The sequence below is a fragment of the Mycobacterium branderi genome (assembly GCF_010728725.1).
GTDB lineage: Bacteria > Actinomycetota > Actinomycetes > Mycobacteriales > Mycobacteriaceae > Mycobacterium > Mycobacterium branderi.
Genome location: NZ_AP022606.1, coordinates 3,112,610 through 3,139,164 on the forward strand (window position 1 = coordinate 3,112,610; position 26,555 = coordinate 3,139,164).

A 26,555-nucleotide genomic window follows, 5' to 3' on the forward strand; every position below is an offset into this window, starting at 1 on the left:
ACCGAATTGCGAAGTCGCACCACTACTCTAATTGGGCGTAACAGCCACTCTACTTCGGTCAATTTGCTGACAGGAGTTCAAGGGACCGTCAGGCTCCGGTGCATCACAGGTAGTTGAGGTGGCCAGGCGGGCTGTGGAGCGCCTGCGTACAAAACAGGTAGTGCACTACTCGTGCGCATTTCGGCATTACAGGCGAACCTGACCCGAGTACACGGGAGGAGTGGTTCCATGATGGCTGAACCTCGTCTGACACATACAGATGGCGTGGGTTTTCTTCTGGCCCAACTCGGCCACCATGCGGCCAACCTGTTCGCCGAACAGATGGCAACGATCGAGCTGAGCCTGACACAAGCGGGCATCTTGCGTGCCATTGCCGCGATGCCCGGCACCAGTCAGCATGCTCTTGGTGCTTACCTGGGCGTGTTGCCCGGTCGTCTAGTCGCCTACGTCGACGAGCTCGAGGAGCGCGGGTATGTCGAACGCCGGCGCAACCCACTTGACCGCCGCCTACATGCCCTGTATCTCACAGAATCCGGAAAGAAGCTGATGCGCAAGTTGTCCTGTCTTACGCGCCAGCACGAAAGCAAGCTCACTGCCGGACTTGACCCCGAAGAATGCGGCGCGCTGCGCGACCTTCTTGTCACGGTGGCTCGACACCGGGGACTGAGGCCGCATTCCCACATTGGTCATGGCGCCCAGCACGTGGCTATCGCGGCCGGATGAAGTAGCGCGCTGCCTCGTCACCTGGTCAGCACCGTCGCAGCGGCCGTGCCCGGCGCGCCGTAGAGCTGGGCGAACCCGACGCGCGGCTTGCCGGCCACCTGCCGATCGCCCGCCTCGCCGCGCAATTGCCTTACCAGCTCGTGGATTTGGCGCAGACCGGACGCTCCGATCGGCTCGCCGTTGGCGATCAGGCCGCCGTCGGTGTTGACCGGCATGGCGCCGGTGATCTCGGTGGCGCCGTCGGCCAATAGCTTTTCCTGGTCGCCGTCGGCGCAGAATCCGCATTCGGCCATGTGGATGATCTCTGCGCCGGCGTCGGTGTCCTGTAGCTGGATGACATCGACGTCTTCCGGTGCGACGCCGGCCTTTTCGAACGCCGCCCTGGCGGCGTAAACGGTCGGCGACACGTCCTCGTCGACCGGCGCGAACGTGGTGTTCACCTCGTAGGCGCCGTAGCGGCGGGTGCGCACCTCGACCGCCCGCACAAAGACCGGCGTGGACGTGTAGCGGTGTGCGATGTCCGCGCGGCACATCACCACCGCGGCCGCACCCTCGTCGGGTGCGCAGAACATGTACTGGGTCAGCGGATAGTTCAACATCGTAGAGCCAAGGATCTCCTCCTCGGAGATCGGCTTGCGGCGGAATGCATTCGGGTTCAGCGCGCCGTTACGGAAGTTCTTGGCCGCCACCTTGGCGAGCGTCTGCTGCGAGATGTTGTGGTCGTGCAGATAGCGGTTGGCTTTCATGCCGAAGAACTTGGTGGTCAGATACTGCCCGTTCTCCGCATACCAGCGTGGCATCCCTACCAGTGCGGGATCCTCGGTGAAGGCGCCGCGCGGATGCTTGTCCAGCCCGACGGTGATCCCGATGTCATAGTCGCCCAACCGAATTCCGTCGACGCAGGCCTTGGCGGCGCTGGCCGCCGTCGCGCACGCATTGAACACGTTGGTGAACGGAATGCCCGACAGCCCGACCATGCTGGCGATCGCATCGGGATTTGCCACCGTCCAGCTGCCGCCGGTGGCGGCCTGAATGTCGGACCATTGCACACCCGCGTCGGCGACAGCGGCGAAGATCGCGTCTACGCCCATCTGCATCGCCGACTTGCCCTCGAAGCGGCCGAACGGATGCAGACCCACTCCGATGATCGCCACGTCACTAGTCACGCTATGGCTCCTGATTCCTTCAGTTCTGCAATCCGGTCCCAGTCCATGCCGAGTTCCATCAGCACGATCTCGGTGTGCTCCGACGCCTGCGGGGCCCGGGTGGTGGCGAGCGGCTCGTGGTTGAACTGGACCGGCCCGCGCACAACCTTGAACGGCGGCCCGCCGTCGGTGGCGTCGACTTCGACGATCATGTCGTTGGCAATGGCCTGCTCGTCCTCGGCAAGGTCAACCAGGCTCTGGCACGGCGCCCACTGGCCCTTCATGGTCTTCAGGTGCTCGCGCCAATACTCAAACGGCTTGGCCCCGATAGCTTTTGCAATCAACTCGCTGGCCGCGTCGGCGTTCTGCATCAGTGGCAGCACCTCGGCGAAGCGGGGATCGTCGGCCACCTCGGGAATGCCGAGGTGTTCGAAGGTGTCCCGGATGTGGCCGGTCGGGCTGACGATGCACAGGTTGATCGTTCCGCCGTCGGAGGTTTGGTAGTTGCCCAGGAACGGATTGACCGGCGAGCCGCCGGACTGCGGCATGGCGGCGCGCATGGTCTCGCCGGTATCCATGCCCTGGGTCACGCTGGCGCCGGCCGCCCACCAGGCGGTGCTCAAAAGGGACACGTCGACCTCGAGGGCTTCGCCGGTGCGTTCGCGGTGCAGCAGCGCGGCGGCGATGCCGCCGGCGATGTTCATGCCGCCGATCGAGTCGCCGAAGGCCGGAATCCCTTGCGCCAGCGGGGCACCGAGTTCCGGCGGTGTCAACGCGTGGCCGATGCCGCTGCGGGTCCAAAACGCCGTGCCGTCGTAGCCGCCGACGTCGCGCTGCGGACCCTTGTCGCCGTATGCCGTGCCACGCGCGTAGACGATATTCGGGTTGACCGCGCGGATGTGCTCGACGTCGAACCTGTTCTTCTGCCGCGCGGCCGGCAGGTAATTGGTCAGAAACACATCGGACGTCCGGGCGAGCTCATGCAACACGTCCTGCCCGCCCGGGGTGGACAGGTCGATGCCGACGCTGCGCTTGCCACGGTTGGGATGTTCGATGAGTGGATGCCGGTCGGGATTGAGCTGGACGCCGCCCATGTTGAGGAAGCCGCGCTGGGTGTCGCCACGCACCGGGTGCTCGACCTTGATGACGTCAGCGCCCCAGTCGGCGAGGATCGCGCCGGCAGCGGGCACGAACGTGAACTGCGCGACTTCCAGGACCCGGAAACCCTCCATAACTTTGACCATTTCCGAAACCTACTTGGCGTCGAACGTCACGGGAAGCGCGGTGGGAGAGCGGAATGGCTGGCCGTAGATGTGCGGGTCGGTGTCGGTGACGAGCTGGATGTTTGCCAGCCGATCCAGCAAGCATTCCAGTGCCACTCGGGTCTCCATGCGGGCCAAATGTAAACCCAGACAGGTGTGTTCGCCGGCGGCAAAGGAGATGTGCGGCGTGTGCGGACGGAAGATGTCGAATTCTTCTGGCCGCTCCCAGCGTTGCTCGTCGCGGTTCGCCGAACCGATGCACACGTCGACCACCGATCGGGCCGGAATCTTGACCCCTTCCAATTCGGTGTCCTCGGTGGTGAACCGCTGCACCGTCGTCAACGGCGTCTCGAAGCGCAGCCCCTCTTCGATAGCCTTGGGAATCAGCTCGGGATCCGCTTGCACCGCGGCGAATTGCTCGGGGTGGGTGAGCAACATGTAGAGCAGATTGCCCGACGAGCGATACGTGGTTTCCAGCCCGGCGGGCAGCAGAAGGCGCAGGAACGAGTAGATGGCTTCGTCGCTGAGTTTCTCGCCGTCGATCTCCGCGGTGACCAGATCGCCGATGATGTCCTCGGTCGGGGCGGCTTTGCGGGCCTCGATTTGCTCGAGGAAATAGTCCTTCAGCGCCGCTGACGCCTCGAAGGCGCGTTCATAGCCAACGGTGTAGCTGATCAATTCCACTGCGCGCCGATGGAACATCGGTAGGTCTGTCTCCGGCAGGCCGAGCAGCTTGGCGATGACCCGGGTAGGGAACTCGAACGTGAACTGCCGGACCAGATCCGCCTCGCCGGCATCGATGAATTCGTCGATGAGCGCATTACAGATCGGCCGCACAATCGTCGGCTCCCAGCGCGCGAGGGCCTTCGACTTGAACGCAGCGCTCACCAGGTTGCGGTGTTCGCGATGCTTCTTGCCCTCCATCGCCAAAATGGTGGGGCCCATGAACAGGCCAATCGTGGTGTCGTACATCTTCGAGCTGAACACCCGGCCGTCGCGGAGAGCTTTGTTGACCGCGTCGAACGACACGGCGGCGAAGGATCTTTTGGGCCGCAGCGACTCAGGGGTTTTCGAATAATCCATGACCGTGCCGTCGAACACCCCGGCCGCTCGGCGTTTCTGCGCGAAGTACGGGTAGGGGTCGCGGAGGTAGCCGACGGGTTTGTCGTCAGTGGCGGCGTCTTGAACTTGACTTTCCACGGCTGCTCTCCGGCTCGGGTAGGCGATCATACTGTAAAGATTACAGTAGACTATATCGGGTGGAGTCATCTGAGCATCCGGGCATCCGCGCAATGTTGGAGCGCCAGCGGCAAGCGTTCGCGGACGAGGGACCGCCAAGCCTCGAGGTCCGGCGTCACCGCATCGATCGGCTGATGGCACTGCTGCTAGACAACAGCGACGCCTTCATCGAGGCGATGGCCGCCGACTACGGCACCCGGTCGAAGGCGGCGTCGTTGTTCACCGAGATCGTCGGCATCATCTCGGTTGTCGAGCACACCAGAAGCCATGTGGCGCAATGGATGCGTCCGACGAAGCTGATGCGGGTCGCGCGGTTGTGCGGCCTGCGCGCCGAGGTGCAGCCGACACCGTTGGGCGTTGTCGGCATCATCGGCCCGTGGAATTTCCCGGTCAACCTCGTGGTCTTGCCCGCGTCGGCGGCGTTCGCGGCGGGCAACCGGGTGATGGTCAAGATGTCGGAGATCACCGCGCACACCGCGGAGTTGATGAAGGCGACCGCGCCGAAATACTTCGATCCGACCGAGCTCGACGTCGTGACCGGCGGCCCGGACGTCGCGGCCGCGTTCGCGGCACTGCCGTTCGACCACCTGTTCTTCACCGGCTCGCCGTCCGTCGGTGCGCTGGTGCAGCGGGCAGCCGCCCGCAACCTGGTCCCGGTGACACTCGAGCTCGGCGGCAAGAACCCGGTGGTCGTCGCGTCGAATGCTGACATCCGGCGATCGGCTACCCGCATCGCCCGCGCCCGCATGGTCAACGGCGGACAGGTCTGCGTCTGTCCCGATTACGTCATGGTGCCCGACGAACACGTCGACACCTTCGTCGACACCGCACGCGAAACCCTGCGCGGAATGTTCCCGACCATCATCGGCAACGACGACTACTGTTCGGCCGTCAACCACGCCAACTTCGACCGGGTCATCCAGCTGGTCGAAGACGCAGCGGCCAAGGGTGCAACGATCGAAACCATTGCACCCGAAGGCGAGTCACTGCCAGACCGGGCCAGCCGAAAGATCGCCCCGACGATCGTGCGCGGCATCGACGATGGCATGCGGATCGCTGACGAGGAAATCTTCGGTCCCGTGCTGGCCGTTACGGGATATTCGCGGCTGAGCCAGGCGATCGACTACATCAACCAGCGGCCGGCGCCGCTGGTGGCCTATTGGTTCGGACCGGACGACGACGACTTCCGCACGTTCATACGGAGCACCCGCAGCGGCAGTGTCGCACGCAATGACTTTGCCGCACAAATGATTCCCTCGGCCGCGCCGTTCGGGGGAGTGGGCCGCAGCGGAATGGGCGCCTACCACGGCAAGGCCGGCTTCGACACGTTCAGTCATTACCGCACCGTGGTGGGAAACGATCTGCCGTTTTCCATCACCGGGACCGCGGCGCCACCATTCGGCATGCCGTTGCGGCTGGGCGCCAACGCAGCCATGCGGATGGCTCGGATGCGCACCCGCCGCCGACTCAAGGAGACATCTCGATGACTGAGCCGAAGACCGTCGCGCCTGATCTCGAGCCGACGGCGTCCCCCGCGTACTTTCTGCGTGACGAAAACCGCTACGTGCCAACCGCAATCGCACGTGGCGGGTGGGGCCCGACAATCAGCGGGCATGTCGTCGGCGGCCTTCTGGCCTGGGCGGTCGAACACGCGGTCGACGACCCGGATTTGCACCCCGCGCGGCTGACCGTCGACCTGCCCGCGCCCACCGCACTGGAACCGGTGGAGGTGCACACTCGCGTCCACCACGACCGGCGGCGGTTGCGGCTCGTGGAGGCTGTGCTCATGCAGCGGGGAGCCGCCGTGGCGCGGGGGAGCGCACTGTTTTTGCGGCGCGGCCAGCAGCCGGAGGGAGATGTGTGGTCACCACCCGTGCAGATGCCGCCGCTACCTGTCGAGCAGAACGGCGACCACCCGTCGCTTTTCATCCGGACCTACGGCTGGGGCGCCGGGGTTCAGAATCCCGAGCCCGGATGGGATGACGCGCCCGGACCGAAATACACCTGGTTGGAGGAGACGCATCCGTTGGTCGACACGGAACCGCTGACCGCGTTCACGCGCGCGGCGATGGCCGGCGACGTCACGGCCGCCATCGCCAATTGGGGAACGCGCGCGTTGCAATTCATCAACGTCGACTACACCCTCACGCTGAGTCGCCTGCCTGAAGGGCCTCACATCGGCTTGGCCTCACTGGTGCACTACAGCAACGACGGGATAGCCGTCGGCTCCGCCGTGCTCGTCGACCGCAATGGTCCGGTGGGGAGTGGAATGTCTGTTTCGTTGGCGCACTCGGGGTTTCGCCCGCCGTCTGCAATGCCGCCGACCTAGAGCCAGCCGGTCCGCGCGGCAGCAACCGGCTCTGCGGGGGCGGGCGCCAGTTCGCCGTCGCGTACGCCGTCAAGCAAGCGTTTCACTGCGGCGACGATGTCCGGCGCAACCGCGGCGAGGCCGGTCTTATCGGCTTCGCTGATCTCGTCCGGGTCGATGCCTGCCCGCACAAGCACGGCGGCCGGGTCGGCCAGCTGACCGGCCAGCCAGGACACCGGGTTGGCCGACAGCTCGGGGACGAAGTGCCGGCGTCCGGGTTCCCAACCGTTGAATCGCGGGTGGTGATGGGCCCGATCCAGCGTGCCGGGCGGGCTTTCGGTGGATCCGAAAAGGTCCACCCGCCAGACCGGGCGGCCGAGGGTGATCGGGACGCCGGCGTAGATGGAACCTTGGGGCTCGGCCCGGTCGACGACGCGGAGCTCCAGTCGGACACCCCGTTCCGGTGTTTCCTGACCTTCCAGCGGAGTGGGGTCGACGAAGTACATATCGGCGATGACGACACCGAGGGTCTCGAATCCGAACGCTGCAAACATCGCGTGCCTTTCCTGAGTACCTCTTCGAGCGTAGACCCAGGCTGTGGTAGGTGATTGCCTAGCTGTTGCTGATCGCCTGCTCGCGTGCCCACCGGTAATCGGCCTTGCCCGACGGGCTGCGCTCGATGACCGGCCGGAACACCACCGCTTTGGGAAGCTTGTAGCGCGCCAACGACTTTGCGGCGTGCGCAATCAACTCCTCGGCGTCGGCTTGCGTGCCGTCGCCGAGTGCGACGACGGCGACGACCTCCTGGCCCCAGCGTTCGCTCGGCCGTCCGGCGACCACCACGTCGGCCACTGCGGGATGCGACGCGATCGCTGTCTCGACCTCCTCGACGAAGATCTTCTCGCCGCCGGAGTTGATGCACACCGAGTCGCGGCCCAGCAGTTCGATTGAGCCGTCTTCGCGGTGGCGTGCCCGATCGCCCGGAACCGCGTAACGGACGCTGTCGATGACCGGGAACGTCTTGGCGGTTTTGGCGGCGTCGCCCTTGTAGCCAAGCGGAACGTAACCACACTGCGCGAGCCAGCCCATGCCGTCATGGCCGGGCGCCAGCACCGAGCCGAGATCCTCGGCGACCACGAACGTATCCGGGCCGGGGTTGAACGTGCCGGTCGACACCGCGCCGGTTGTCGACAGGTGGCTCATCTGGGCACCGGTCTCCGACGATCCGACGCCGTCGACGACCATCGCATTGGGCAGCGCCTCGATCAGTCGCTGCTTGACGTACGGGGTCAGCAGCGCGCCGCCGTTGGCGATCACCGCTAGCGACGACACGTCCGCGATGCCCTTTTCGATGGCGGCGAGCAGTGGCCGGGCCACCGCGTCACCGACCACCGTCACCACCGACACCTTCTCGCGTTCGATCGTGCGGACCACGTCGTCGCCGTCCAAATGGTCGACGACAGAGGGGAATACGACGGTCTGCCCGGTGGTCAGCGCCGTCATCACCGTCCACTGCGCGGCGCCGTGAATCAGCGGCGGCAACACCATCAGCTTGGTGCCCGGCCCGGCGGTGACGCCCGCGACGATCTCGTCGAGGGAGCCGAAGGGCTCACCGGTCACCAGATTTCGGCCGCCGAACGACGTCATGAAGATGTCGTGCTGGCGCCACAGCACGCCTTTCGGCATCCCGGTGGTGCCGCCCGTGTACAGCACATACAGGTCGTCGGGCGAGTGCCGCACCGGTGGTGGGGTCGGCGAACTGGATCCGACGACCTTCTCGTAATCGACTGCGCCATAAATCAAGTCGTTACCGGAGTCGTCGGCGATCTGGATGAGCACCCGCAGCTGCGGAAGATCCGGCAGCACTTCGGCCACCCGCGGCGCGAACGCGGCATGGTAGATCAGCGCCGTCGCGCCGGCATCGGCGAGCAGGTATTGCAACTCGCTTTTGACGTAGCGGAAGTTGACGTTGAACGGGGCGACCCGCGCGGTGAAGGCGCCGAGCAACCCTTCGACGAATTCGTTTCCGTTATACGCGTAGAGCCCGACGAGGTCCTGGCCCACCTCGTGCCCGGCGAGCGCAGAGCGTTCGGTGTGGCAGCCCAGCCCACGCGAATGCAGGTAGGTCGCGAGCCGATTGGACCGCTCGAGGATCTGCGCATACGTGTAGCGCTTGTCGCCCTGGACGACGAACTCCCGGTCCGGGATGGCCGCGGCGACGGCCGCCGCCACGTCCGGCACCGTGAATTGGGTCTCTGACATCGTGCCTCTCACGGTTGGTGGGGGAGCAGGCGGACCATGCAGGTCATACAAAAGTGGTATCACGCCGCCGTGCAGCGTGTTCTTGCCGCCCACGTGGTAGCGGGTGAACCGCCGGTCACGACGTCTTCCACGCGCTGAGCAGCTTGTCGGTCGTGGTGATCGTGGCGAGCAGCGACAGCGAGTTGTCGATGACCGCGGCGCCGTACTCGGCCGGGACGCCGGCAACCGCATCGCGCGGTACGACGACGCGGTAGGCGGCGTTGACGGCGTCCATGACGACGTTCGGGATGGCGATGTTGAGCGAAACCCCGACCACGACGATCGTGGACACCCCGAGATTGCGCAGGATCGCGTCGAGGTCGGTGCCGCCCATCGGCCCGACGCCGTGCCAGCGGCTCAGCACCAGATCGGTTGGCTCCGGACCCAATTCGGGCAGCAGGGAAGCTCCGGGAGTGCCCGGCGCGATGTCGACATCGGCGCGGCCGATCGCGAAGATCTTGGCGTTGTGGTTGGAGCCGAGCCCATCGGGTCGTCGCTGCACCAGGCAGTGCACGACCCGCACCCCGGCAGCCCGGGCCGCCGGCAACAACCGCACAATATTGGGCAGCGCAACACGGCGGGCCTCCCTCGCCAGCACCGCCAGCCCGGCGTCGGGCCCGATCACCGCGCCCTGGCACTCCTGGGTGATGATCGCGGTGTGGGCGGGGGCCGCGAGCTCCTCGAGCTCAGTCAATGGCGCCGCTCCTCCTCATCGCTTCGCTCTGCATCGTCGCCGGCGCGGTCATGCCGGGACGTCGTAGAACTGTGTCGCCCACTTCCGCAGCGCCATATAGCCTTTCGCGTCGGTCTTGGACAGGGGAGGGTGCTCGACGTACTTCTGGTAGCGCCAGATTCGCAGGTCGTCGAAGACAGTGGACAGAAACTGCTTTTCGATGACCTCGCGTAGCTTGCCGGACGGCACGTCGGCGGTGTCGCCGGGGTTGCGTGGCCACCAGATGGAGTAGAACAGGTCGGAACACTCGTCGTCGACCGGCGTGCAGGTGAAGATCAGCCGATGGTTCTGCGCGCCTTCGAAGACGCTGATCGCCCCACCGAGTCCGAACAGGTGGCTGTGGAACCGCAGCGCGAGGTCGTCGGGGTTGTCGCTGCCGGCATCCGGCCAACCAGCGACGAATTGCCATTCGTGGTCCACGATCTTCCAGTCCAGCACCCGGGGCGTCACCGTCGCGTGGTGTACGTACTCGAAATGGGCGCTGTCCGGGGCATTTTCGGCCACGATCTGCGGATGCACCGGTTCGCGTTCCGCACGGCGGGAGAACTCCGGATATGCGCGGTAGTAGGCCGCGGGGTCGGTCTCGAATTGCGGGAATTTGCCGAAGATGTCCGGCATCTCCCACTGCGGGTCTCTGCCGTGCGGTTGATGCCAGATGAACACGCAGTCATGCTGTTCCATGACCGGGTAGACGCGTAACTTAAGTGCGCGATTGGGCCGCTCCGGCTGGTACGGAATGTATTTGTTGCAGCCGTCGGGGCCCCAGCGCCAGCCATGGAAGGGGCATTCGACGCAGTCGCCGACCACCTTGCCGCCGTGGCCGATGTGTGCGCCGAGGTGCTTGCAGTGCGCTTCCAGGACGTGGAGCTCACCGCCGTCGTCGCGGTAGGCCACCAGATCCTCGCCGAAGTAGTGCAGCGGCCTGACCTCACCAATCGGAAAGTCCGGCGACCAGCCGATCATGAACCAGCCGGTGACCTTCCAGGTGAATGGGACTTTCACGCCGTCGCCTCCCGCATCCGTGCCCAGATACTAAGAACATTACAGTAGAGATTTCAGGCGTAGAGGAGGCACGGTGGACGACGAACTCGAGGCGATCCGGCAGCTGAAGGCGCGCTACTGCCGTTTCCTGGACACCAAGGATCTCGACTCGTGGCGCAGTGTGTTCACCAGCGATGTGGTGGTCACGCTGGACATGGCGGTCTCCACCGGCGGCGCCGACCCGCTGACCGCCCCGCCGATCGAGGGCGTCGACAACTTCGCGCCGACGGTGATGGGCGGTCTTGACGGCGTGGCGACCATGCACCACTGCCACACCCCGGAGCTCACGCTCACCTCGGCCACCACGGCCACGGGCGTCTGGGCGATGGAGGACTGGCTGATCTTTCCCGACGGCCGGGAGTTGCACGGCGCCGGTCACTACCACGAGACCTACGTCAAGCAGGACGGTGCATGGCGGATCAAGACCCTGCATCTGACCCGAACCATCCTGCGGGTGTCGGGTGATTCGCCTGACTAGGGCTTCTTGATGACCGCTTCGCCGAAGAAAGTGATGAAGTCCAGTGCGGCCTGCGGGCTGGAGCCGTCGACATGCGCGACGGCCCAGTTGGCGCCGTAGCCGGCCAACTCGTCGAGCACATCGAGCGCCTGCCGCAGCGATGCGGCGTCGTCGAGGTCGATGTGCGGACAGACCACCTGGACGTCGACCGACATCGGATCGCGGCCGGCGTCGGCCAGCCGTCCGCGCAGCTCGTCGAGGACGGCACCGAATTGGGCGGCGTCCTCGATGGCCGCAGTGCGGATCACGGACGCCATTCCCGCCGAGGTGATCAGCGGCATCCAGCCGCTGCCGTAGTCGACGACGCGCCGCAACGCGGCCTTGCCGTTGCCGCCGATCCAGATCGGCGGGTGCGGCCGTTGCGCCGGAGGCTGTAACCACACCGGTCCGACCGCGTCGAAACCGCCGCCGCTGACCGGAGTTTCGGGATCGGTCCAGATCGACCGCAGCGCGCCGAGTGTTTCGTCGAGCAGCTCGGCGCGCCGGTCGAAGTCGACGCCCACCGCGGAGAACTCCGAGCGCAGGTAGCCGGCACCGACGCCGGCGATCAACCGGCCGCCGGAGACCACGTCGAGGCTGCCCAGCGCCTTCGCCGACAGATACGGGTTGCGAAACGGCAGCACGTACAGGTTGGTCATCAGCTTGACGTTGCTCGTCACCGCGGCCATGAAGCTCAACGCCGCGATCGGGTCCAGCGTGTTGTGTCCGCCGTTGCGGCGCCACTTGACCGACGGCGCCGGGTGTTCGCTGAGCGCCACCGCCGAAAATCCTGCAGACTCGGCATGTACTGCGACGTCGCGAATCACGTCCGGTCGCAGGAAATCATCGACAGCATCGGGAAGTTCGCTGGGGTATTCCAGCGTGTACTTCATCGACTCCACTCCTGCGGGCCCCGGATCAGATACTGTAACCGCTACAGTAACATCCGGTCGTGGGAGCAGCGATGGAAAGTCATACCCGGCGCCGAGCGCTCGTCATGGGCGCGAGCGGCTTCGTGGGTTCACACGTCACCCGCCAGCTCGTCGAGCGCGGCGATGACGTGCGGGTGCTGCTGCGGCGAACCAGCTCGACGCGGGGAATCGACGACCTGGATGTCGAGCGTCACTACGGCGACATCTTCGACGAGCCGGCGGTGCGCGGTGCGATCGCCGACCGCGACGTCGTGTACTACTGCGTCGTCGACGCCCGTGCGTCGCTGCGTGATTCGACTCCGCTGTTCGCCACCAATGTGGAGGGGCTTCGTCGCGTCCTCGACATTGCGGCCGGGGCGAACCTGCACCGCTTCGTGTTCCTGAGCACGATTGGCACCGTCGCGGTCGGCTCCGCGAACAACCCCGCCGACGAGGACACGCCGTTCAACTGGCACGGCAAGGGCGGCCCCTATATCGAGTCTCGCCTGCAGGCCGAGCAGCTGGTTTTGCAGTACGCGCGAGAACGCGGCCTGCCAGCGGTGGCGATGTGCGTCTCCAACACCTACGGTCCGCGAGATTGGCAGCCAACACCGCACGGTTCGCTCGTGGCGCGGGCCGCGATGGGGAAGATGCCGTTGTATGTCAGGGGTGTGGCAGCCGAAGTGGTCGGCATCGAAGATGCGGCCGCGGCATTGCTGTTGGCCGGGGAGCACGGCCGCATCGGCGAACGCTACATCGTCTCCGAAAGCTTCATGACCATGCGCGAAACCCTCGAGACCGCCGCCAACGCCGTCGGCGCCGCTCCGCCGCGCATCGGTGTCCCGTTGTCGCTGGTTTCGCTTCTCGGTTATGCGACCAGCGTGGGCGGCAAGCTGCTACACCGCGATTTCCCGGTGAACGCCACCACCGTGCGATTGATGCGGCTGACCTCGCCCCTGGATCACAGCAAGGCCGTCCGCGAGCTGGGCTGGCAGCCTCGTCCGACGGCCGACGCGATACGGCGCGCGGCCAAGTTCTACGTCGAGCGCACCTAGATGTCCTACCGCGCACTCGACGTCACCCGCGACCTGGCCCTCGTGCTGCCGCGCGCGCTCTCCGGCATCGCCGCATCCACGAGATGGTCCCCGGCCTCGCCTTGCGGTATCCGCCAGCTCGGCGACGTGGTGATGGACGAGCTTGTGCTGGCGGGCTTTTCGCTGTTGCCGGTCGATTTGGCGGTGCGGCCGCTCGACGCTTGCGCCGCAGCGGCCGAGCAGCTGTCCGCGCTGGGAACCGACGGTGCGCACGCCGACCCGCACGCGTTGCGGGTGCGGTCAATTCGGCGTCGTCGCCTCGGGATGCTCGCCTACGAGCAGGTGACCTACGAACACGACCCCGCGTTGCCGAGCACGCTGGAGGCGGCGGGCTTGGGTGGCCCCGCGACCGCGGTGATGCACCTGTGCCGGCACCGCGACGGGCCGCGGCCGTGGTTGGTGTGGGTGCACGGCGCCGGGCAAGGCCGACCCGACGACCTGTTGGTGTCGCGGGCCGGCCGGCTGCAGCGACGGCTTGGCTTCAACGTCGCGGTCCCGGTGCAGCCGGGCCACGGCAGCCGGCGCGGCCAGTGGCCGCCGTATCCGGACATGGATCCACTGACCAACGTCGCCGGCATGACGCGCGCCGTGTCGGAGGTTCGGGCCGTCGTGCGATGGGTGCAGCCGCAGGCGACAGCGGTTGTGGTATCCGGGGTTTCGATGGGCAGTGCGGTGGCAGCACTGGTCTCGCACTTCGAGAAGCGGGTCGACGCGGCTGCGCTGTACACGCCGATCCTGGGCCTCAACGCGATGATCGCGCGGCACCTGGCACGCTGGGGCGCGTCGCGTAACGGCGTCCGGCAACTCCTGGAGTCACCGGTGGTGTCGGCGCTGACGTCGGTGATCGACCCGCTGACCGTCGAACCTGCGCCGCCGCCGCATCGCCGGCTCATCGTCGGGGCGTGGCATGACCGGATGGCGATGCGCGAGCCGGCGCTGGCCTTGCAGGAGCGGTGGGGCGGCCAGTTCTATTGGTACGACGGCAGTCACGTCGGCCACGTCTTCTCCCGCCGCGTGCAGGCGGTTTCGGAGCGATTTTTGCGCGAAGTGGTGAAGGAGTTGGGCATTGAGCGATCGGGTACTTGACGAGCTGGGCTACTACTTGCTGGCCGGCGCCGGCGGTGACGGGCCGGCGACGTTGATGGACGAGGCGCGCCGCGGCGAAGAGCTGGGCTTCGGCACCGCGTTCATCTCCGAACGCTGGAATGTCAAGGAGGCGTCGTCTCTGGTCGGCGCGGCGTGCGCGGTCACCAGCCGCATGCAAATCGCCACGGCCGCAACCAATCACAACACCCGCCATCCGCTGATCACCGCGTCGTGGGCAACGACCATGCATCGACTGTCCGGCGGGCGGTTCACGCTGGGCATCGGCCGCGGGATCGGCGCTATCTACAGCGCATTCGGCATCCCGCCGGTGACGACCGCGCAGATGGAAGACTGGGCTCAGGTCATGCGTCGGCTGTGGCACGGCGAGGTGATCTTCAACCACGACGGCCCGATGGGCAAGTACCCGGTGCTGTCCCTCGACCCCGATTTCGACGAGGACATCCGGCTGGCGTTGGTGGCGTTCGGACCGAAGTCGCTCGCCCTGGGCGGCCGGATGTTCGACGACGTCATCCTGCACACCTATTTCACGCCCGAAACGTTGCAGCGCTGCGTCAAAACCGTCAAAGGCGCGGCGGAAATGGCGGGCCGCGACCCGTCGAACGTGCGGGTGTGGTCGTGTTTCGCAACGGTGGGTGACCACCTTCCCGAGGAGCTCCGGCTCAAGAAGACGGTCGCGCGATTGGCGACCTACCTGCAGGGCTACGGCGATCTGATGGTGCAGACCAACAGCTGGGATCCCGCTGTGCTGCGACGCTTCCGGGAAGATCCGGTGGTGACCTCGATTGCCGGTGGCATCGACCACAAGGCCACGCCCGAGCAGATCGAGCACATCGCGACGTTGATTCCCGACGAGTGGCTGGAGCCGTCAGCCACCGGATCGGCGCAGCAATGTGTCGACCGCATCCGCAAGGAGTTCGACTACGGCGCCGACGCGGTGATCATGCACGGCGCCACGCCCGACGAACTCGAACCGATCCTCGCCGCATACCGCGCCGTGCGACCATGAGCGGTATGTCGAAGTACCTCAAGGACAAGGTCATTATCGTCACCGGAGCCGGAAGTGGCTTCGGGAAGCTGATCTCCGAAAAGTGCGCCGCCGGCGGAGCGAAGGTCGTCGGCGTCGATGTCAACGGTGAGAGCCTGACCGAGGTTTTCGACGGGATCCGGGCCGCTGGTTTCGTAGGCGCGTCCCACGTCGCCGACGTCACCGACATGGCCCAGCTCAAAGCGGCGGCCGAAACCGCCGTCGACACCTACGGCGCGATCGACGTCATCGTAAACAACGCAGGCGTGATGCCGCTGGCCTTCTTTGCTGACCACGAACGCGCATGGGAGAAGTGGCACAAGGCAATTGACATCAACATCAAGGGCGTGATCAACGGCATCTCGGCCGTGTACGACACGATGATCGAGCAGGGCCGAGGTCACGTCGTCAACATCTCGTCGATCTACGGCAACGCCGGGACCGAAGGCTCCGGCGTCTACAGCGCGACCAAGGCGGCCGTGGATGCGCTGTCGGAGTCGTTGCGTGTCGAGGCCCAGGGCAAGATCAAGGTGACGAACGTCAAGCCGACCGGTGTGCTGGGAACCAATCTCGCCAGCTGGGTCGTCAACGAAGCGGCGGTGATCGGCATTGTCGGACAGAAGGCCGCCCAATTCCTGGAGAACGTCGCCAATTTGACGAACGGAGCACTTTCGCCGGAGCAGACGGATATCGACTCGATGCAGTACTGGCTGATCACTCCGGACGACCTGGCGAACGCCGTCGTGCATGTCATCGACCAGCCGTGGGGGATCAACATCAGTGACGTCACGGTGCGGGCCAGCGGCGAGAACTACGTCTACTGAGCCGGCGAGCGTGAACTACGGCAGGATGACCGTCCGCGACACCGGCTCGGCGATCGCTTGGCGGCTGTGCAGGCCGCGCTGCAGCGCGGCGAGCAGCGCGTCGCGGGTCTCGCGGGGGTCGATGAGCTCGTCGAAACCCATGTGCTCGGCCGAGCGATACGACGCCTGCAACTCGGCGTTGCGCAATCGGGCCGACAGGTCTTCGCCGGCGTGCGACGCCCGGCTCAACGCGGCGGCGCTCATCGCGCCCATCGTCGCGCCGGGATAGGCAAATGTGGCTACCTGCGAGTCGAATCCGAGCAGCGACATCACCATCGACCCGAACCCGTAGGCCTTGCGTAACGTCAGATGCAGTTTCAAAGTGGTGGCCGCCGTCTGGGCGGCGAACATTCGTGCACCGGCGCGCAGTACTCCGGAACGTTCCGACCGGCTGCCCGGCAGCATCCCGGGATTGTCGGCGAGGAAGACGATCGGCAGATGGAACGAGTCGGCCACCATGATGAAATGCGCTGCCTTGTCGGCGGCGTCGGCGTCGATCGAACCGGCCAGCACCTGAGGCTGGTTGGCCACCACCGCCACCGGATGGCCACCGAGATGCGCCAAAGCGCAGATGATCGCCCGGCCGAACTGCGGCTGCACCTCGAACCAGTCGGGCCGGTCGAACACCACGTCGAGCACCGCTCGCATGTCGTAGACGCGGCGGTTGTCGCGCGAGACGATGTCGAGCAGCTCGGGTGTGAGCCGCGGTCCGGTGGTTTCGTCGTCGGGCAGCGACGGCGGATACGACCACGCACTGGACGGGAAATACGACAGATACCGCCGGACGGCGTCGAGCACCGCTTCGTCGTCCTCGGCGACGTTGTGGATCACCCCGCTGGGCAACGCGACGTCCGGGCCGCCCAGGTCCTCCTTCGAAATGTCTTCTCCCGTTGACTCTTTCACCACGGGCGGGCCGGCGGTGAAGATGGCACCCTGGTTGCTCATGATCCGGAAATCGCACACCGGGGCCACCAGCGCGCCGTGGCCGGCCGACGGCCCCAGGACCGCGGCGACGGTAGGGACCCGCCCCGAGCACTGCGTCTGGGCGAGCAGGTCGGTGGGGCTGCGCCCGTAATGCCCACCGGTCGGGCGGAAGCCGGCGCCCTCCAGCAGCATCACCAACGGAATCTTGTCCCGCAGCGCCAATTCGGCGATGCGGTACCGCTTGGAGTTACCGCCGGGCCCGATGCTGCCCGCCAACGTAGTGAAATCCTCGGCGCCCACCATCACCGGTGAGCCGTTGACCAAGCCTGAGCCCACGATGATCGCGTCCGCGGCCGCCTCACCGCCGACCAGCGTGCCCAATTCGCGAAACGTGCCCGGGTCCAGCAGGCGCTCCAACCGTGCCCGCGCGTCGAGCTTGCCTTTGCCACGGTGCTTGGCGAGCCGCTCCGGCCCGCCCATGCCCCGCGAGTACTGACGACGGCGATCGAGATCGTCGAGCGTGTCTTCCCAGTCGGGCGGCTTCGTCATCGTCGTATCCTAACGTCCGTTGATCCTACTGAAGTGCTTACTGTAGTGTCAGCGAGATGAAGGTCGACGGTGGCCTGTTCAGCGACCTCGCTCGGGTGCCGGAGTTGGCGCGCACTCTCGAGGGACAGGGCTACGACGGCTGCTGGACCGGGGAGATCAACCACGACCCGTTCCTGCCGCTGCTGCTGGCCGCCGAACACACGTCGCGACTGGAACTGGGCACCAGCATTGCGGTGGCGTTCGCGCGCAACCCGATGACCGTCGCCAACCTCGGCTGGGACCTGCAGACCTACTCGCAGGGCCGCTTCATCCTCGGGCTCGGTACACAGATCAAGCCGCACATCGAAAAACGCTTCAGCATGCCGTGGAGTCACCCGGTGCGGCGGATGCGCGAATTCGTGCTGGCGCTGCACGCGATCTGGTCGGCCTGGCAGGACGGCACCCCGCTGCGCTTCGAGGGCGAGTTCTACACCCATAAGCTGATGACGCCGATGTTCACCCCCGAGCCGCAGCCCTACCCGGCGCCGAAGGTATTCATCGCCGCGGTGGGCGAGGCGATGACCGAGATGTGCGGCGAAGTCGCCGACGGCCTACTGGCCCATGCCTTTACGACCACACGCTACCTACACGAGGTGACAATGCCGGCGCTGCGACGCGGCATGCAGCGCTCCGGCTGTGACCGGGCCGACTTCGAGGTGGCGTGCCCGGTTTTCGTGGCGACCGATGAAGACACCGCCAGAATCCGCAAGCAGATCGCCTTCTACGGGTCGACGCCCGCCTACCGCAAAGTCCTCGAGCTGCACGGCTGGGGTGATGTAGCGACCGAGCTGCATCAGCTTTCGCTGCAAGGCAAGTGGGATGCGATGGGTTCGCTGATCGACGACGAGATGCTCGGCGTGTTCGCCGTCGTCGCACCAGTCGAAAAGCTGGCCGCCGCGCTGCGCAGTAGGTGCGACGGCGTGATCGACAGGGTGATGCCGTCTCTTCCGCACAGCCTCCCCGAGACAACCGTTACTGCCGTATTGAAGGAGTTGCGACAGTGAGCACACAGACGATGGACGACGCCGCCAAGCTGCTGGCCGATCCGATGGCCTACACGGACGAGCCGAAACTGCATGCGGCGCTGGCCCATTTGCGCGCCAACGCTCCGGTGTCGTGGGTTGACGTGCCTAACTATCGGCCGTTCTGGGCGGTCACCAAGCACGTCGACATCATGGACATCGAACGCGAGAACATGCTGTTCACCAACTGGCCGCGTCCGGTGCTGGTGACCAGGGAATCCGACGAATTGCAGGCCTCCGTCAGGGTGCGCACGCTGATTCACATGGATGACCCGCAGCACCGGGTGGTACGGGCGATCGGCGCGGATTGGTTTCGTCCGAAGGCGATGCGGGCCTTGAAGATTCGCGTCGACGAGCTGGCCAAGATCTACGTCGACAAGATGGCGGCCGCCGGGCCGGAATGCGATTTCGTGCAGGAGGTCGCGGTCAATTACCCGCTCTACGTGATCATGTCGCTGCTGGGTATCCCGGAGGCGGACTTTCCGCGGATGCTCAAACTCACCCAGGAGTTATTCGGCAGCGACGATGCCGAATTCAGGCGCGGCACCACCAACGAAGACCAACTGCCCGCACTGCTGGATATGTTTCAGTACTTCAACGGCGTGACCGCGTCGCGGCGCGAACACCCGACCGAGGACCTGGCATCCGCGATCGCCAACGCCCGTGTCGACGGTGAGCCGCTGTCGGACATCGACACGGTGTCCTACTACCTGATCGTCGCCACCGCCGGCCACGACACCACCAGCGCGACGATCTCCGGCGGCCTGCACGCGCTGATCGAAAATCCGGACCAACACCAGCGGCTGGGCGACGATCTCGGGTTGATGCCCTTGGCCACCGAGGAGATGATCCGCTGGGTCACCCCGGTCAAGGAGTTCATGCGGACCGCCGCCGAGGACACCACGGTGCGCGGTGTGCCGATCGCCGCGGGGGAGTCGGTGCTGCTGTCGTATGTGTCGGCCAACCGCGACGAGGACGTCTTCGCCGACCCGTTCCGCTTCGACGTCGGCCGCGACCCCAACAAGCACCTGGCCTTCGGCTACGGCGTGCACTTCTGTCTGGGCGCGGCACTGGCTCGTATGGAAGTCAACAGCTTCTTTACCGAGCTGCTGCCGCGACTGAAATCCATCGAGCTCACCGGGGATCCGCAATTCATTGCCACCACCTTTGTGGGTGGGCTCAAGCACCTGCCGGTGCGCTACTCATTCCGATAGCCGTCCGAGACCGCACCACTATCCCTTTCGCGCGCGTCATCAATCGATGACGCGTTTTGAGGAAGTACCGGCTCGGGCAAGATGGACGTCGTGAAGGATCGCGACGTCGAGGTTCGCTACGACGAGCACGCGGTGGTGGCGGCGGGACCCAAACGCGAAGCCGCCGGGGTGAAGGCGGTGCTGGTGTCGCTGCAGCGCGGGCTGGCCTCGATGGGCGCCGTGCGCACCGCGGCGGCGCTGGCGCGGGTGAATCAGCGACACGGTTTCGACTGCCCGGGCTGCGCCTGGCCGGAGGAGCACGGCGGCCGCAAGCTCGCCGAGTTCTGCGAGAACGGGGCCAAGGCGGTCGCTGAGGAGGCCACCAAGCGGGTGGTCACCGCCGACTTCTTCGCCCGGCATTCCGTCGCCGACCTGCAGGCGCGCCCGGAGCACTGGCTTTCCCAGCAGGGCCGGCTCGCCCAGCCTGTGGTGCTGCGCCCCGGCGACACCCACTACCGGCCGATCGACTGGGACGACGCTTACCGGCTGATCGCCGACGAACTGCGCGGCCTCGACAGTCCGGACGAGGCGGTGTTCTACACCTCGGGGCGCACCAGCAACGAGGCGGCGTTTCTGTATCAGTTGATGGTGCGCAGCTTCGGCACCAACAACCTGCCCGACTGCTCCAACATGTGCCACGAGTCCTCGGGCGCGGCTCTGGTCGACGCGATCGGCGTCGGCAAGGGATCGGTGACCGTCGAGGACATCACGCTGGCCGACCTGATCGTCATTGCCGGGCAGAACCCGGGCACCAACCATCCGCGGATGCTGTCGGTCCTGGAGAAGGCGAAAGCCAACGGCGCCAAGATCATTGCGGTCAACCCGCTGCCCGAGGCCGGGCTGATCCGGTTCAAGGATCCGCAGAAGGTGCACGGGGTGGTCGGGCGCGGGGTGCCGATCGCCGACGAGTTCGTCCAGATCCGGCTCGGCGGTGACATGGCGTTGTTCGCCGGGTTGGGCCGGCTGCTGCTGGAGGCCGACGACCGCGCGCCGGGCAGCGTGGTGGACCGCGAGTTCATCGCCGCACACTGCTCGAACTTCGCCGAGTACGAAGCACATACCCGCGCCGTCGACCTCGACACCGTGCTGGAAGCCACCGGCATTTCGGCAGAGCAGCTGCACCGTGTCGCCGACATGATGGCGCAGTCGCAGCGCACGATCGCGTGCTGGGCAATGGGGCTGACCCAGCACCGCCACGCGGTGCCGATGATCGCCGAGATCGCCAACCTGCTGTTGATGCGCGGCATGATCGGCAAGCCGGGCGCCGGCCTGTGCCCGGTGCGCGGACACTCCAACGTGCAGGGCGACCGCACGATGGGCATCTGGGAGAAGATGCCCGAGACGTTCCTCGCCGCACTCGACGCCCAGTTCGGCATCGTCAGCCCGCGCAAGCACGGCCTGGACACCGTCGACGCGATCCGTGCCATGCGCGACGGGCGGGCCAAGGTGCTCATGGGCATGGGCGGCAACTTCGCGTCGGCGACACCGGACACCGCGGTCACCGAGGCCGCGCTGCGCAGCTGTTCGCTGACCGTGCAGGTGTCGACGAAGCTGAACCGCAGCCACCTGGTGCACGGAAAGACGGCGTTGATCCTGCCGTCGCTGGGCCGCACCGACCGCGACATCCAGGGCGGCGTCAAACAGCAGGTGTCCGTGGAGGATTCGATGTCGATGGTGCACCTGTCACGGGGCAGCCTGCACCCGCCGAGCGACCAGGTGCGAAGCGAGGTAGCGATCATCTGCCAGCTGGCCCGCACCCTGCTGGGCCCGCAGCACCCGGTGCCGTGGGAGCGGTTCAACACCGACTACGACACCATCCGCGAGGCGATCGCCGCCGTCGTGCCCGGCTGCGAGGACTACAACACCAGGGTGCGCCAACCCGACGGGTTCCAGCTGCCGCATGCGCCACGCGATTCCCGCGAATTCCCTACCAGCACAGGCAAAGCCAACTTTGCGGTCAACCCGCTGCAGTGGGTGCCGGTACCGGAGGGACGGCTGGTGTTGCAAACGCTGCGCAGCCACGACCAGTACAACACCACGATCTACGGCCTCGACGACCGCTACCGCGGCGTCAAGGGCGGCCGACGGGTGGTGTTCGTCAACCCCGCCGACATCGCGAAGTTCGGCATAAAAGCCGGCGACCGGGTGGACCTGGTGTCGGAGTTCACCGACGGTGACGGCGCGGTTCAGGAGCGCCACGCCAAGGACTTCATGGTGGTCGAGTACTCCACCCCGGTCGGCAACGCCGCCGCCTACTATCCGGAGACCAACGGGTTGGTGGCGCTGGACCACGTTGCGGCCCAATCCAATACGCCGGTGTCCAAGGCGATCGTGATCAGACTAGAGCCGGCATGACCGGCCTGGATCACGTCGGCCTGTGTACGGCCGATCTCGAAGTCTCGCTGAAGTTCTACCGCGACGGTTTGGGGCTCGAGGTCTTGGCCGACTTCACGCTGGACGCCGATCTGGAACCGCTGCTTGGTGTGGCGACCAGCCATGTTCGGACGGTTTTCCTGGGTGCGCCCGATGATGGTGGCATGCTCGAGCTCATCGACCTCGGCGAGCCGCGGCCGGAACCTCCGGGTTCTGGTCTGCCACACCGCGGGCTGTTTCTGGTGTCGTTCGTGACGCCGGTGCGCGCGGCGCTGGATCGGCTGGCGGCATTGGGCATGGGCGGAGCGCCAAGGATGATGACCGGACCCGACGGGAGTGTCAATGCCACCGTCGTGGATCCGGACGGCGTCACGGTCGAGCTGCTCGACCGCCCTGTTGCTCAGGTCTGAAATCGACGACGCCACAACGCTGCGGTGGTATATACGTCCAGCAATAGGTATGTATATATTCGCCCCGGAGGGGTGGTTCGCATGACCAAGCGACTGATCGACCTAGACGACGATCTCATTGCCGCGGCACAGAGTGAACTGAATACCACGGGTGTTTCGGACACCGTGCGAATGGCGCTGCAGCAGGCGGCAGCACGGTCGGCCCGGGCGCGCCAGATCGAATGGCTTGAGCAGGGTGGTCTGGACAGCATGGCCGACCCCGATGAACGCGGCGAAGTGTGGCGCTGATCGCGCGTATTTGATCGACACCAGCGCCGCAGCGAGAATGCGCCATCCAGAGGTGTCTCGCCGTTTGCGGCCGCTGATCGAAGGCGGCTTGGTCACCACCACAGCATCGCTGGACGCCGAAGCGCTCTACAGTGCACGCGGGCCGGCCGAATACGAACAGCTCTAGGCGGACCGCCGCATCGCGTACGAGTATCTCCCGACCAACGACGAGCATTGGCCGACCTGCTCACTGCCACCCTTGCCGCCGCGCACCGACTCATCGTTGTCCACTACGACGCTGACTTCGAGACAGCCGCAACGGTATTGAGGTTCCAGCACCGCTGGGTGCTACCGCGAGGGACCATCTAGACGCGGGTCAGTCAGTTGCGAAATCGATGACGCCGCGGATTATCTCGCCGCCCCGCAGATCGGCGTAGGCGTCGTTGATGTCGTCGAGGCGGTAGCGCCGCGTGATCATCTCGTCGAGCAGGAGCTGGCCGGTCTGGTACAGCCGCGCCAGCCGGACGACGTCGGCCCTCGGGTTGCAGGACCCGAACACCGTGCCGGCCAACGTCTTGTTCATCAGGATGAAGTCCTGCAGGTCCAGGTTGACCTTGCGGGTCAGCTGCGACGTCATGCCTGTGAGCACACAGGTCCCGCCCTTGCGGGTGAGCTTCAGCGCGCCGCGGACGTCGTCGGGCGTGATTAGCGACGGCGAGACCACCACCGCGTCGGCCATCACCCCAAAGGTCAAGTCGCGCACCAGATCCAGGGCCTCGGCGGCGGTCGCCGCGCTGTGGGTGGCGCCGAACCGCCGCGCGGACTTCTGCTTGAATTCCACCGGGTCGACCGCGACGATCTGCGCCGCGCCGTTGATGCGGGCGCCCTGGATGGCGCCGGTGCCGATGCCGCCGGCCCCGATCACCACGAGGGTGTCGCCACCGCGGACCCCGCCGCGGTTGACCGCCGACCCGTATCCGGTGGGAATCGCGCATGCCAACAGCGCGGCGGACACAAGCGGCAGCTCGGGATCGATCTTGACCAGCGAATCTGCCGCCACCACGGTGTGTTCGGCGAACGCGCCGATCTTGGAGATATGCCCCAGCGGCTTGCCGTCCGCGGTGTGGTGGCGAAACGTCCCGTCGGTCGGCATGCCCGGGGTTAGCGTGCCGATGCCGGCGTCGCACAGATATTCCATTCCCGTTGCGCACCAACGACATTGCCCACACACCGCAACGAACGAGGTCACCACGTGATCGCCGGGCGCGAATTCGGTGACCCCGTCGCCGACGTCACGGACGATGCCGGAACCCTCGTGGCCGCCGATCGTCGGGAACATGGTCGGCAGCCCGAGCGAGCGCAAGACGTCGTTGGGCGCGGACATGTCACCCTTGAGGATGTGGTCGTCGGAGTGGCACAGCCCGGCGGCGGCCATCTCGACCAGCACCTCCCCGGCGCGGGGCGGGTCGAGCTCGAATTCCTCGACAGACCAAGGGCCTCCGACGTCGTGCAGGATCGCCGCGCGGCTTTTCATGACACCGGCGTGAAGGTGACCGGAAGTTTGTTGGGGGAGCGGAACGTGAGTCCCACGATCCTGGCGTCGTCGTCGGGCGTCAGCGCCAGATTCGTGACCCGGTCGAACAAGCTGTTCAACATGATCCGGGTTTCCAGCCGGGCCAGGTGCATGCCGAGGCACATGTGGATTCCGCCGGCGAATGCCAGATGCGCCTGCCGGGGCCGGTGGATATCGAAGGTGTTGGGATCGGTCCAGCGGCTTTCGTCGCGGTTGGCCGAACCCATGCACAAGTCGACCTGTGCGCCGGAAGGGATTGTCTGCCCGCCGATTTCGACGTCTTCGGTGGTGGTGCGCGGAACATTGGTCAGCGGCGTTTCGTACCGCAGTCCCTCTTCGATCGCCGCAGGGATCAGGCTGCGGTCCCGGTACACCTCCGCCAACTGCTCCGGATGAGTGAGCAACAGATACAGCAGATTGCCCGACGAGCGGTAGGTGGTCTCCAGGCCGGCGGGCAACAACAGCCGCAGGAACGAGATGATGGCCTCGTCGGTCAGTTTCTCGCCATCGATTTCGGCGCTCACCAGGTCGCCGATGATGTCGTCGGTGAGTTTGCGCCGTCGTTGCTCGACCTGGTCGAGGAAGTAGTCGTAGAGGTCGATCGACGCCTTGAGTCCCGCCTCGATGTCGACCGGGATCGAGATGAGGTCGAACGACAACCGGCGGAACAAGTCGAGATCCTCGCGCGGCAGCCCGAGCAGCGTGGCCGCCACGCGGGTGGGGAATTCGAACGTCACAGCCTGGACCAAATCGGCTGCGCCGTCGTGCTTGATCTCGTCGACCAGCTGATCGCAGACCGGCCCGATCACCGCCGGTTCCCAGCGCTCCAGCGCGGTGGCCCGAAATGCCTTGGCCACCAGGTTGCGATGATCGTGATGCTCTTTGCCGCCCATCGCCAGAATGGTGTGCCCGATGACCAGGCCGATGGTCTGGTCGTAGCCGTGCGAGCTGAACACCCGGTCGTCGCGGAAGGCGTGGAAGACGTCGTCGTAGCCGAACAACACCCATTCATCGCTTGGTTTGAGCTCCTCCGGGAGCTGCGATTGGTCCGTGAGCGAACCATGCCAGACCGGTTCGGTGCGCCGCTTGTACTCGAAAAACGGATACGGGCTGGTTTGGCCGGTGAAGTCGAGCGTGACGGTGCTGATTGCCATCAGCATCCTTCCTGAGCAGCCGGGGCCGGGAACTGAATATAGCTATCATAGTATAAATAGCAACGTAGCCCAACGACGGCTGTGCGCACCGCAGCACAGGAGAGCCTCAGCCGCCGATGTCCTTGCCGCGGCCGGGAATTCAGAGTTGTCTTATTAGACTGGTTCGAATTTCGTGATCAGCCACGTGTTGTCGACTTTGGTCATCGACACCAGCACGCTGCTGGCCGCCATGGCCGGGTCGGGCCGGTCCTTGCTGATCGTGCTCTGGTTGACGAAGACCAGCACGACCGCCGAGTTCGGATGCATTTCCGTCACTGCGGCCTGCACCACCTGGGCGGTGGTGGTCACCGCTTTCTCCTTGGCCGCGGGAGTCACGATCTGCCGGGTGAACTCGTCGTAGTAATTCAGGAAGTCGCCCGTGAGGTGTGACTTGGCGGCCGCGAAATCCTGGTCGAGCGTTTCGGGTTTGTAGGTCAGCAGCGCGACGGTGCCGTCCTTTGCGGCGTTGACCGCCGCCTGCGCGGCGGCGTGGTCGGTCTGCTGGTCGGGCCGGTACTGCTTGAAATACAGCCATGCCGCCAACCCGGCGGAGGCCAGCAGTAACAGCACCAACACGACCGGAACGACCTTGACTCGCAGCGTGATCTTCCCGCGAGTGGCCTTCGGCGGTGCTTGCTTCACGTCGGTGGCTTTGTCGATCTCCACGCCTTCGGTGGCCTCGACGTCACGCGTCTCGTCGGCGTT

Annotated in this window: 25 protein-coding genes; 13 read left to right on the forward strand and 12 right to left on the reverse strand. The window is 65.9% G+C overall.

Annotated elements, in window-relative coordinates; all coding sequences use genetic code 11:
• Window positions 1-228: 228 nt before the first annotated feature.
• On the forward strand, window positions 229-723 hold the full coding sequence (locus G6N47_RS15865) for a MarR family winged helix-turn-helix transcriptional regulator (protein ID WP_083133671.1): 495 nt from the start codon (window positions 229-231) through the stop codon (window positions 721-723).
• 17 nt (window positions 724-740) lie between these two features.
• Here the strand turns inward: G6N47_RS15865 and G6N47_RS15870 are convergent, their stop codons facing one another.
• Genes G6N47_RS15870 through G6N47_RS15880 form a run of 3 tightly spaced genes read right to left on the reverse strand, consistent with a single transcriptional unit; the run spans window position 741 to window position 4,330 of the window.
• Window positions 741-1,889 (reverse strand): thiolase family protein, encoded by a 1,149-nt coding sequence (locus G6N47_RS15870; RefSeq protein WP_083133670.1) that lies wholly within the window; start codon window positions 1,887-1,889, stop codon window positions 741-743.
• On the reverse strand, window positions 1,886-3,100 hold the full coding sequence (locus G6N47_RS15875) for a CaiB/BaiF CoA transferase family protein (protein ID WP_083133669.1): 1,215 nt from the start codon (window positions 3,098-3,100) through the stop codon (window positions 1,886-1,888). The genes G6N47_RS15870 and G6N47_RS15875 overlap by 4 nt, the downstream gene beginning before the upstream one ends.
• A gap of 21 nt (window positions 3,101-3,121) precedes the next feature.
• On the reverse strand, window positions 3,122-4,330 hold the full coding sequence (locus G6N47_RS15880; RefSeq protein ID WP_232080345.1) for a cytochrome P450: 1,209 nt from the start codon (window positions 4,328-4,330) through the stop codon (window positions 3,122-3,124).
• A 59-nt stretch (window positions 4,331-4,389) separates the two neighbouring features.
• On the opposite strand from G6N47_RS15880, the gene G6N47_RS15885 reads away from it, so the two are divergent.
• Window positions 4,390-5,856, forward strand: a complete 1,467-nt coding sequence (locus tag G6N47_RS15885) for a coniferyl aldehyde dehydrogenase (protein WP_264007130.1) — start codon at window positions 4,390-4,392, stop codon at window positions 5,854-5,856.
• Window positions 5,853-6,698, forward strand: a complete 846-nt coding sequence (locus tag G6N47_RS15890) for an acyl-CoA thioesterase domain-containing protein (RefSeq protein ID WP_083133666.1) — start codon at window positions 5,853-5,855, stop codon at window positions 6,696-6,698. Before G6N47_RS15885 ends, G6N47_RS15890 begins: the two co-directional genes overlap by 4 nt.
• Here G6N47_RS15890 and G6N47_RS15895 read toward each other — a convergent pair.
• The 4 genes from G6N47_RS15895 to G6N47_RS15910 form a co-directional block, all read right to left on the reverse strand.
• Window positions 6,695-7,231: a hypothetical protein gene (locus tag G6N47_RS15895; RefSeq protein WP_083133665.1), complete on the reverse strand. Its 537-nt coding sequence runs from the start codon at window positions 7,229-7,231 to the stop codon at window positions 6,695-6,697. The two genes, G6N47_RS15890 and G6N47_RS15895, sit on opposite strands and share 4 nt — an antisense overlap.
• Before the next feature lie 58 nt (window positions 7,232-7,289).
• Window positions 7,290-8,939 (reverse strand): acyl-CoA synthetase, encoded by a 1,650-nt coding sequence (locus G6N47_RS15900; protein WP_083133664.1) that lies wholly within the window; start codon window positions 8,937-8,939, stop codon window positions 7,290-7,292.
• Between the two features lie 115 nt (window positions 8,940-9,054).
• Window positions 9,055-9,672 carry a cysteine hydrolase gene (locus G6N47_RS15905; protein ID WP_083133663.1) on the reverse strand — a complete coding sequence of 206 codons (618 nt, stop codon included), beginning with the start codon at window positions 9,670-9,672 and terminating at the stop codon, window positions 9,055-9,057.
• Window positions 9,673-9,720: 48 nt separating this feature from the next.
• Window positions 9,721-10,713 (reverse strand): Rieske 2Fe-2S domain-containing protein, encoded by a 993-nt coding sequence (locus G6N47_RS15910; protein ID WP_083133662.1) that lies wholly within the window; start codon window positions 10,711-10,713, stop codon window positions 9,721-9,723.
• Between the two features lie 73 nt (window positions 10,714-10,786).
• On the opposite strand from G6N47_RS15910, the gene G6N47_RS15915 reads away from it, so the two are divergent.
• Window positions 10,787-11,230 carry a nuclear transport factor 2 family protein gene (locus G6N47_RS15915; RefSeq protein ID WP_083133661.1) on the forward strand — a complete coding sequence of 148 codons (444 nt, stop codon included), beginning with the start codon at window positions 10,787-10,789 and terminating at the stop codon, window positions 11,228-11,230.
• On the opposite strand, the gene G6N47_RS15920 is transcribed toward G6N47_RS15915, so the two are convergent.
• Window positions 11,227-12,141: an LLM class F420-dependent oxidoreductase gene (locus tag G6N47_RS15920; RefSeq protein ID WP_083133706.1), complete on the reverse strand. Its 915-nt coding sequence runs from the start codon at window positions 12,139-12,141 to the stop codon at window positions 11,227-11,229. The genes G6N47_RS15915 and G6N47_RS15920 overlap by 4 nt on opposite strands.
• Window positions 12,142-12,212: 71 nt before the next feature.
• On the opposite strand from G6N47_RS15920, the gene G6N47_RS15925 reads away from it, so the two are divergent.
• Genes G6N47_RS15925 through G6N47_RS15940 form a run of 4 tightly spaced genes read left to right on the forward strand, consistent with a single transcriptional unit; the run spans window position 12,213 to window position 16,208 of the window.
• The gene (locus G6N47_RS15925) at window positions 12,213-13,214 is read left to right on the forward strand and encodes an NAD-dependent epimerase/dehydratase family protein (protein ID WP_232080346.1); all 1,002 of its coding nucleotides are present in this window, start codon (window positions 12,213-12,215) and stop codon (window positions 13,212-13,214) included.
• Entirely contained in the window at window positions 13,215-14,339 is a 1,125-nt protein-coding gene (locus G6N47_RS15930) for an alpha/beta fold hydrolase (protein WP_083133659.1), read from the forward strand.
• Window positions 14,320-15,366, forward strand: a complete 1,047-nt coding sequence (locus tag G6N47_RS15935; RefSeq protein WP_083133658.1) for a TIGR03857 family LLM class F420-dependent oxidoreductase — start codon at window positions 14,320-14,322, stop codon at window positions 15,364-15,366. Before G6N47_RS15930 ends, G6N47_RS15935 begins: the two co-directional genes overlap by 20 nt.
• Window positions 15,367-15,371: 5 nt before the next feature.
• Window positions 15,372-16,208 (forward strand): SDR family oxidoreductase, encoded by an 837-nt coding sequence (locus G6N47_RS15940; protein ID WP_083133657.1) that lies wholly within the window; start codon window positions 15,372-15,374, stop codon window positions 16,206-16,208.
• 15 nt (window positions 16,209-16,223) lie between these two features.
• Here G6N47_RS15940 and G6N47_RS15945 read toward each other — a convergent pair whose 3' ends face one another.
• The gene (locus tag G6N47_RS15945) at window positions 16,224-17,720 is read right to left on the reverse strand and encodes an acyl-CoA carboxylase subunit beta (RefSeq protein ID WP_083133656.1); all 1,497 of its coding nucleotides are present in this window, start codon (window positions 17,718-17,720) and stop codon (window positions 16,224-16,226) included.
• A gap of 56 nt (window positions 17,721-17,776) precedes the next feature.
• On the opposite strand from G6N47_RS15945, the gene G6N47_RS15950 reads away from it, so the two are divergent.
• The 5 genes from G6N47_RS15950 to G6N47_RS15970 all read left to right on the forward strand — a co-directional run bounded on the left by G6N47_RS15950 (window position 17,777) and on the right by G6N47_RS15970 (window position 23,105).
• Window positions 17,777-18,763, forward strand: a complete 987-nt coding sequence (locus G6N47_RS15950) for an LLM class F420-dependent oxidoreductase (RefSeq protein WP_083133655.1) — start codon at window positions 17,777-17,779, stop codon at window positions 18,761-18,763.
• 11 nt (window positions 18,764-18,774) lie between these two features.
• Entirely contained in the window at window positions 18,775-19,995 is a 1,221-nt protein-coding gene (locus tag G6N47_RS15955; RefSeq protein ID WP_083133705.1) for a cytochrome P450, read from the forward strand.
• 81 nt (window positions 19,996-20,076) lie between these two features.
• Window positions 20,077-22,389, forward strand: a complete 2,313-nt coding sequence (locus G6N47_RS15960; RefSeq protein ID WP_083133654.1) for an FdhF/YdeP family oxidoreductase — start codon at window positions 20,077-20,079, stop codon at window positions 22,387-22,389.
• Window positions 22,386-22,817: a VOC family protein gene (locus tag G6N47_RS15965; RefSeq protein WP_083133653.1), complete on the forward strand. Its 432-nt coding sequence runs from the start codon at window positions 22,386-22,388 to the stop codon at window positions 22,815-22,817. The genes G6N47_RS15960 and G6N47_RS15965 overlap by 4 nt, the downstream gene beginning before the upstream one ends.
• A gap of 81 nt (window positions 22,818-22,898) precedes the next feature.
• On the forward strand, window positions 22,899-23,105 hold the full coding sequence (locus tag G6N47_RS15970; protein WP_083133652.1) for a DUF2191 domain-containing protein: 207 nt from the start codon (window positions 22,899-22,901) through the stop codon (window positions 23,103-23,105).
• Window positions 23,106-23,460: 355 nt separating this feature from the next.
• Here the strand turns inward: G6N47_RS15970 and G6N47_RS15980 are convergent, their stop codons facing one another.
• From G6N47_RS15980 to G6N47_RS15990, 3 genes are all read right to left on the reverse strand, one after another.
• Window positions 23,461-24,618, reverse strand: a complete 1,158-nt coding sequence (locus G6N47_RS15980) for a Zn-dependent alcohol dehydrogenase (RefSeq protein ID WP_083133651.1) — start codon at window positions 24,616-24,618, stop codon at window positions 23,461-23,463.
• Window positions 24,615-25,817, reverse strand: coding sequence for a cytochrome P450 (locus G6N47_RS15985; protein ID WP_083133650.1), 1,203 nt, complete (start codon window positions 25,815-25,817; stop codon window positions 24,615-24,617). Before G6N47_RS15985 ends, G6N47_RS15980 begins: the two co-directional genes overlap by 4 nt.
• 147 nt (window positions 25,818-25,964) lie before the next feature.
• Window positions 25,965-26,492: a hypothetical protein gene (locus G6N47_RS15990; protein ID WP_232080347.1), complete on the reverse strand. Its 528-nt coding sequence runs from the start codon at window positions 26,490-26,492 to the stop codon at window positions 25,965-25,967.
• Between the last annotated feature and the right edge of the window lie 63 nt (window positions 26,493-26,555).

Coding starts and splice junctions, on each gene's coding strand:
- G6N47_RS15945 (WP_083133656.1), bottom strand. CDS start 17,720: ATGACGAAGCCGCCCGACTGGGAAGACACGCTCGACGATCTCGATCGC.
- G6N47_RS15930 (WP_083133659.1), top strand. CDS start 13,215: ATGTCCTACCGCGCACTCGACGTCACCCGCGACCTGGCCCTCGTGCTG.
- G6N47_RS15970 (WP_083133652.1), top strand. CDS start 22,899: ATGACCAAGCGACTGATCGACCTAGACGACGATCTCATTGCCGCGGCA.
- G6N47_RS15980 (WP_083133651.1), bottom strand. CDS start 24,618: ATGAAAAGCCGCGCGGCGATCCTGCACGACGTCGGAGGCCCTTGGTCT.
- G6N47_RS15950 (WP_083133655.1), top strand. CDS start 17,777: ATGAAGGTCGACGGTGGCCTGTTCAGCGACCTCGCTCGGGTGCCGGAG.
- G6N47_RS15875 (WP_083133669.1), bottom strand. CDS start 3,100: ATGGAGGGTTTCCGGGTCCTGGAAGTCGCGCAGTTCACGTTCGTGCCC.
- G6N47_RS15960 (WP_083133654.1), top strand. CDS start 20,077: ATGGACGTCGTGAAGGATCGCGACGTCGAGGTTCGCTACGACGAGCAC.
- G6N47_RS15955 (WP_083133705.1), top strand. CDS start 18,775: ATGGACGACGCCGCCAAGCTGCTGGCCGATCCGATGGCCTACACGGAC.
- G6N47_RS15890 (WP_083133666.1), top strand. CDS start 5,853: ATGACTGAGCCGAAGACCGTCGCGCCTGATCTCGAGCCGACGGCGTCC.
- G6N47_RS15900 (WP_083133664.1), bottom strand. CDS start 8,939: ATGTCAGAGACCCAATTCACGGTGCCGGACGTGGCGGCGGCCGTCGCC.
- G6N47_RS15985 (WP_083133650.1), bottom strand. CDS start 25,817: ATGCTGATGGCAATCAGCACCGTCACGCTCGACTTCACCGGCCAAACC.
- G6N47_RS15925 (WP_232080346.1), top strand. CDS start 12,213: ATGGAAAGTCATACCCGGCGCCGAGCGCTCGTCATGGGCGCGAGCGGC.
- G6N47_RS15940 (WP_083133657.1), top strand. CDS start 15,372: ATGTCGAAGTACCTCAAGGACAAGGTCATTATCGTCACCGGAGCCGGA.
- G6N47_RS15865 (WP_083133671.1), top strand. CDS start 229: ATGATGGCTGAACCTCGTCTGACACATACAGATGGCGTGGGTTTTCTT.
- G6N47_RS15965 (WP_083133653.1), top strand. CDS start 22,386: ATGACCGGCCTGGATCACGTCGGCCTGTGTACGGCCGATCTCGAAGTC.
- G6N47_RS15895 (WP_083133665.1), bottom strand. CDS start 7,231: ATGTTTGCAGCGTTCGGATTCGAGACCCTCGGTGTCGTCATCGCCGAT.
- G6N47_RS15920 (WP_083133706.1), bottom strand. CDS start 12,141: ATGAAGTACACGCTGGAATACCCCAGCGAACTTCCCGATGCTGTCGAT.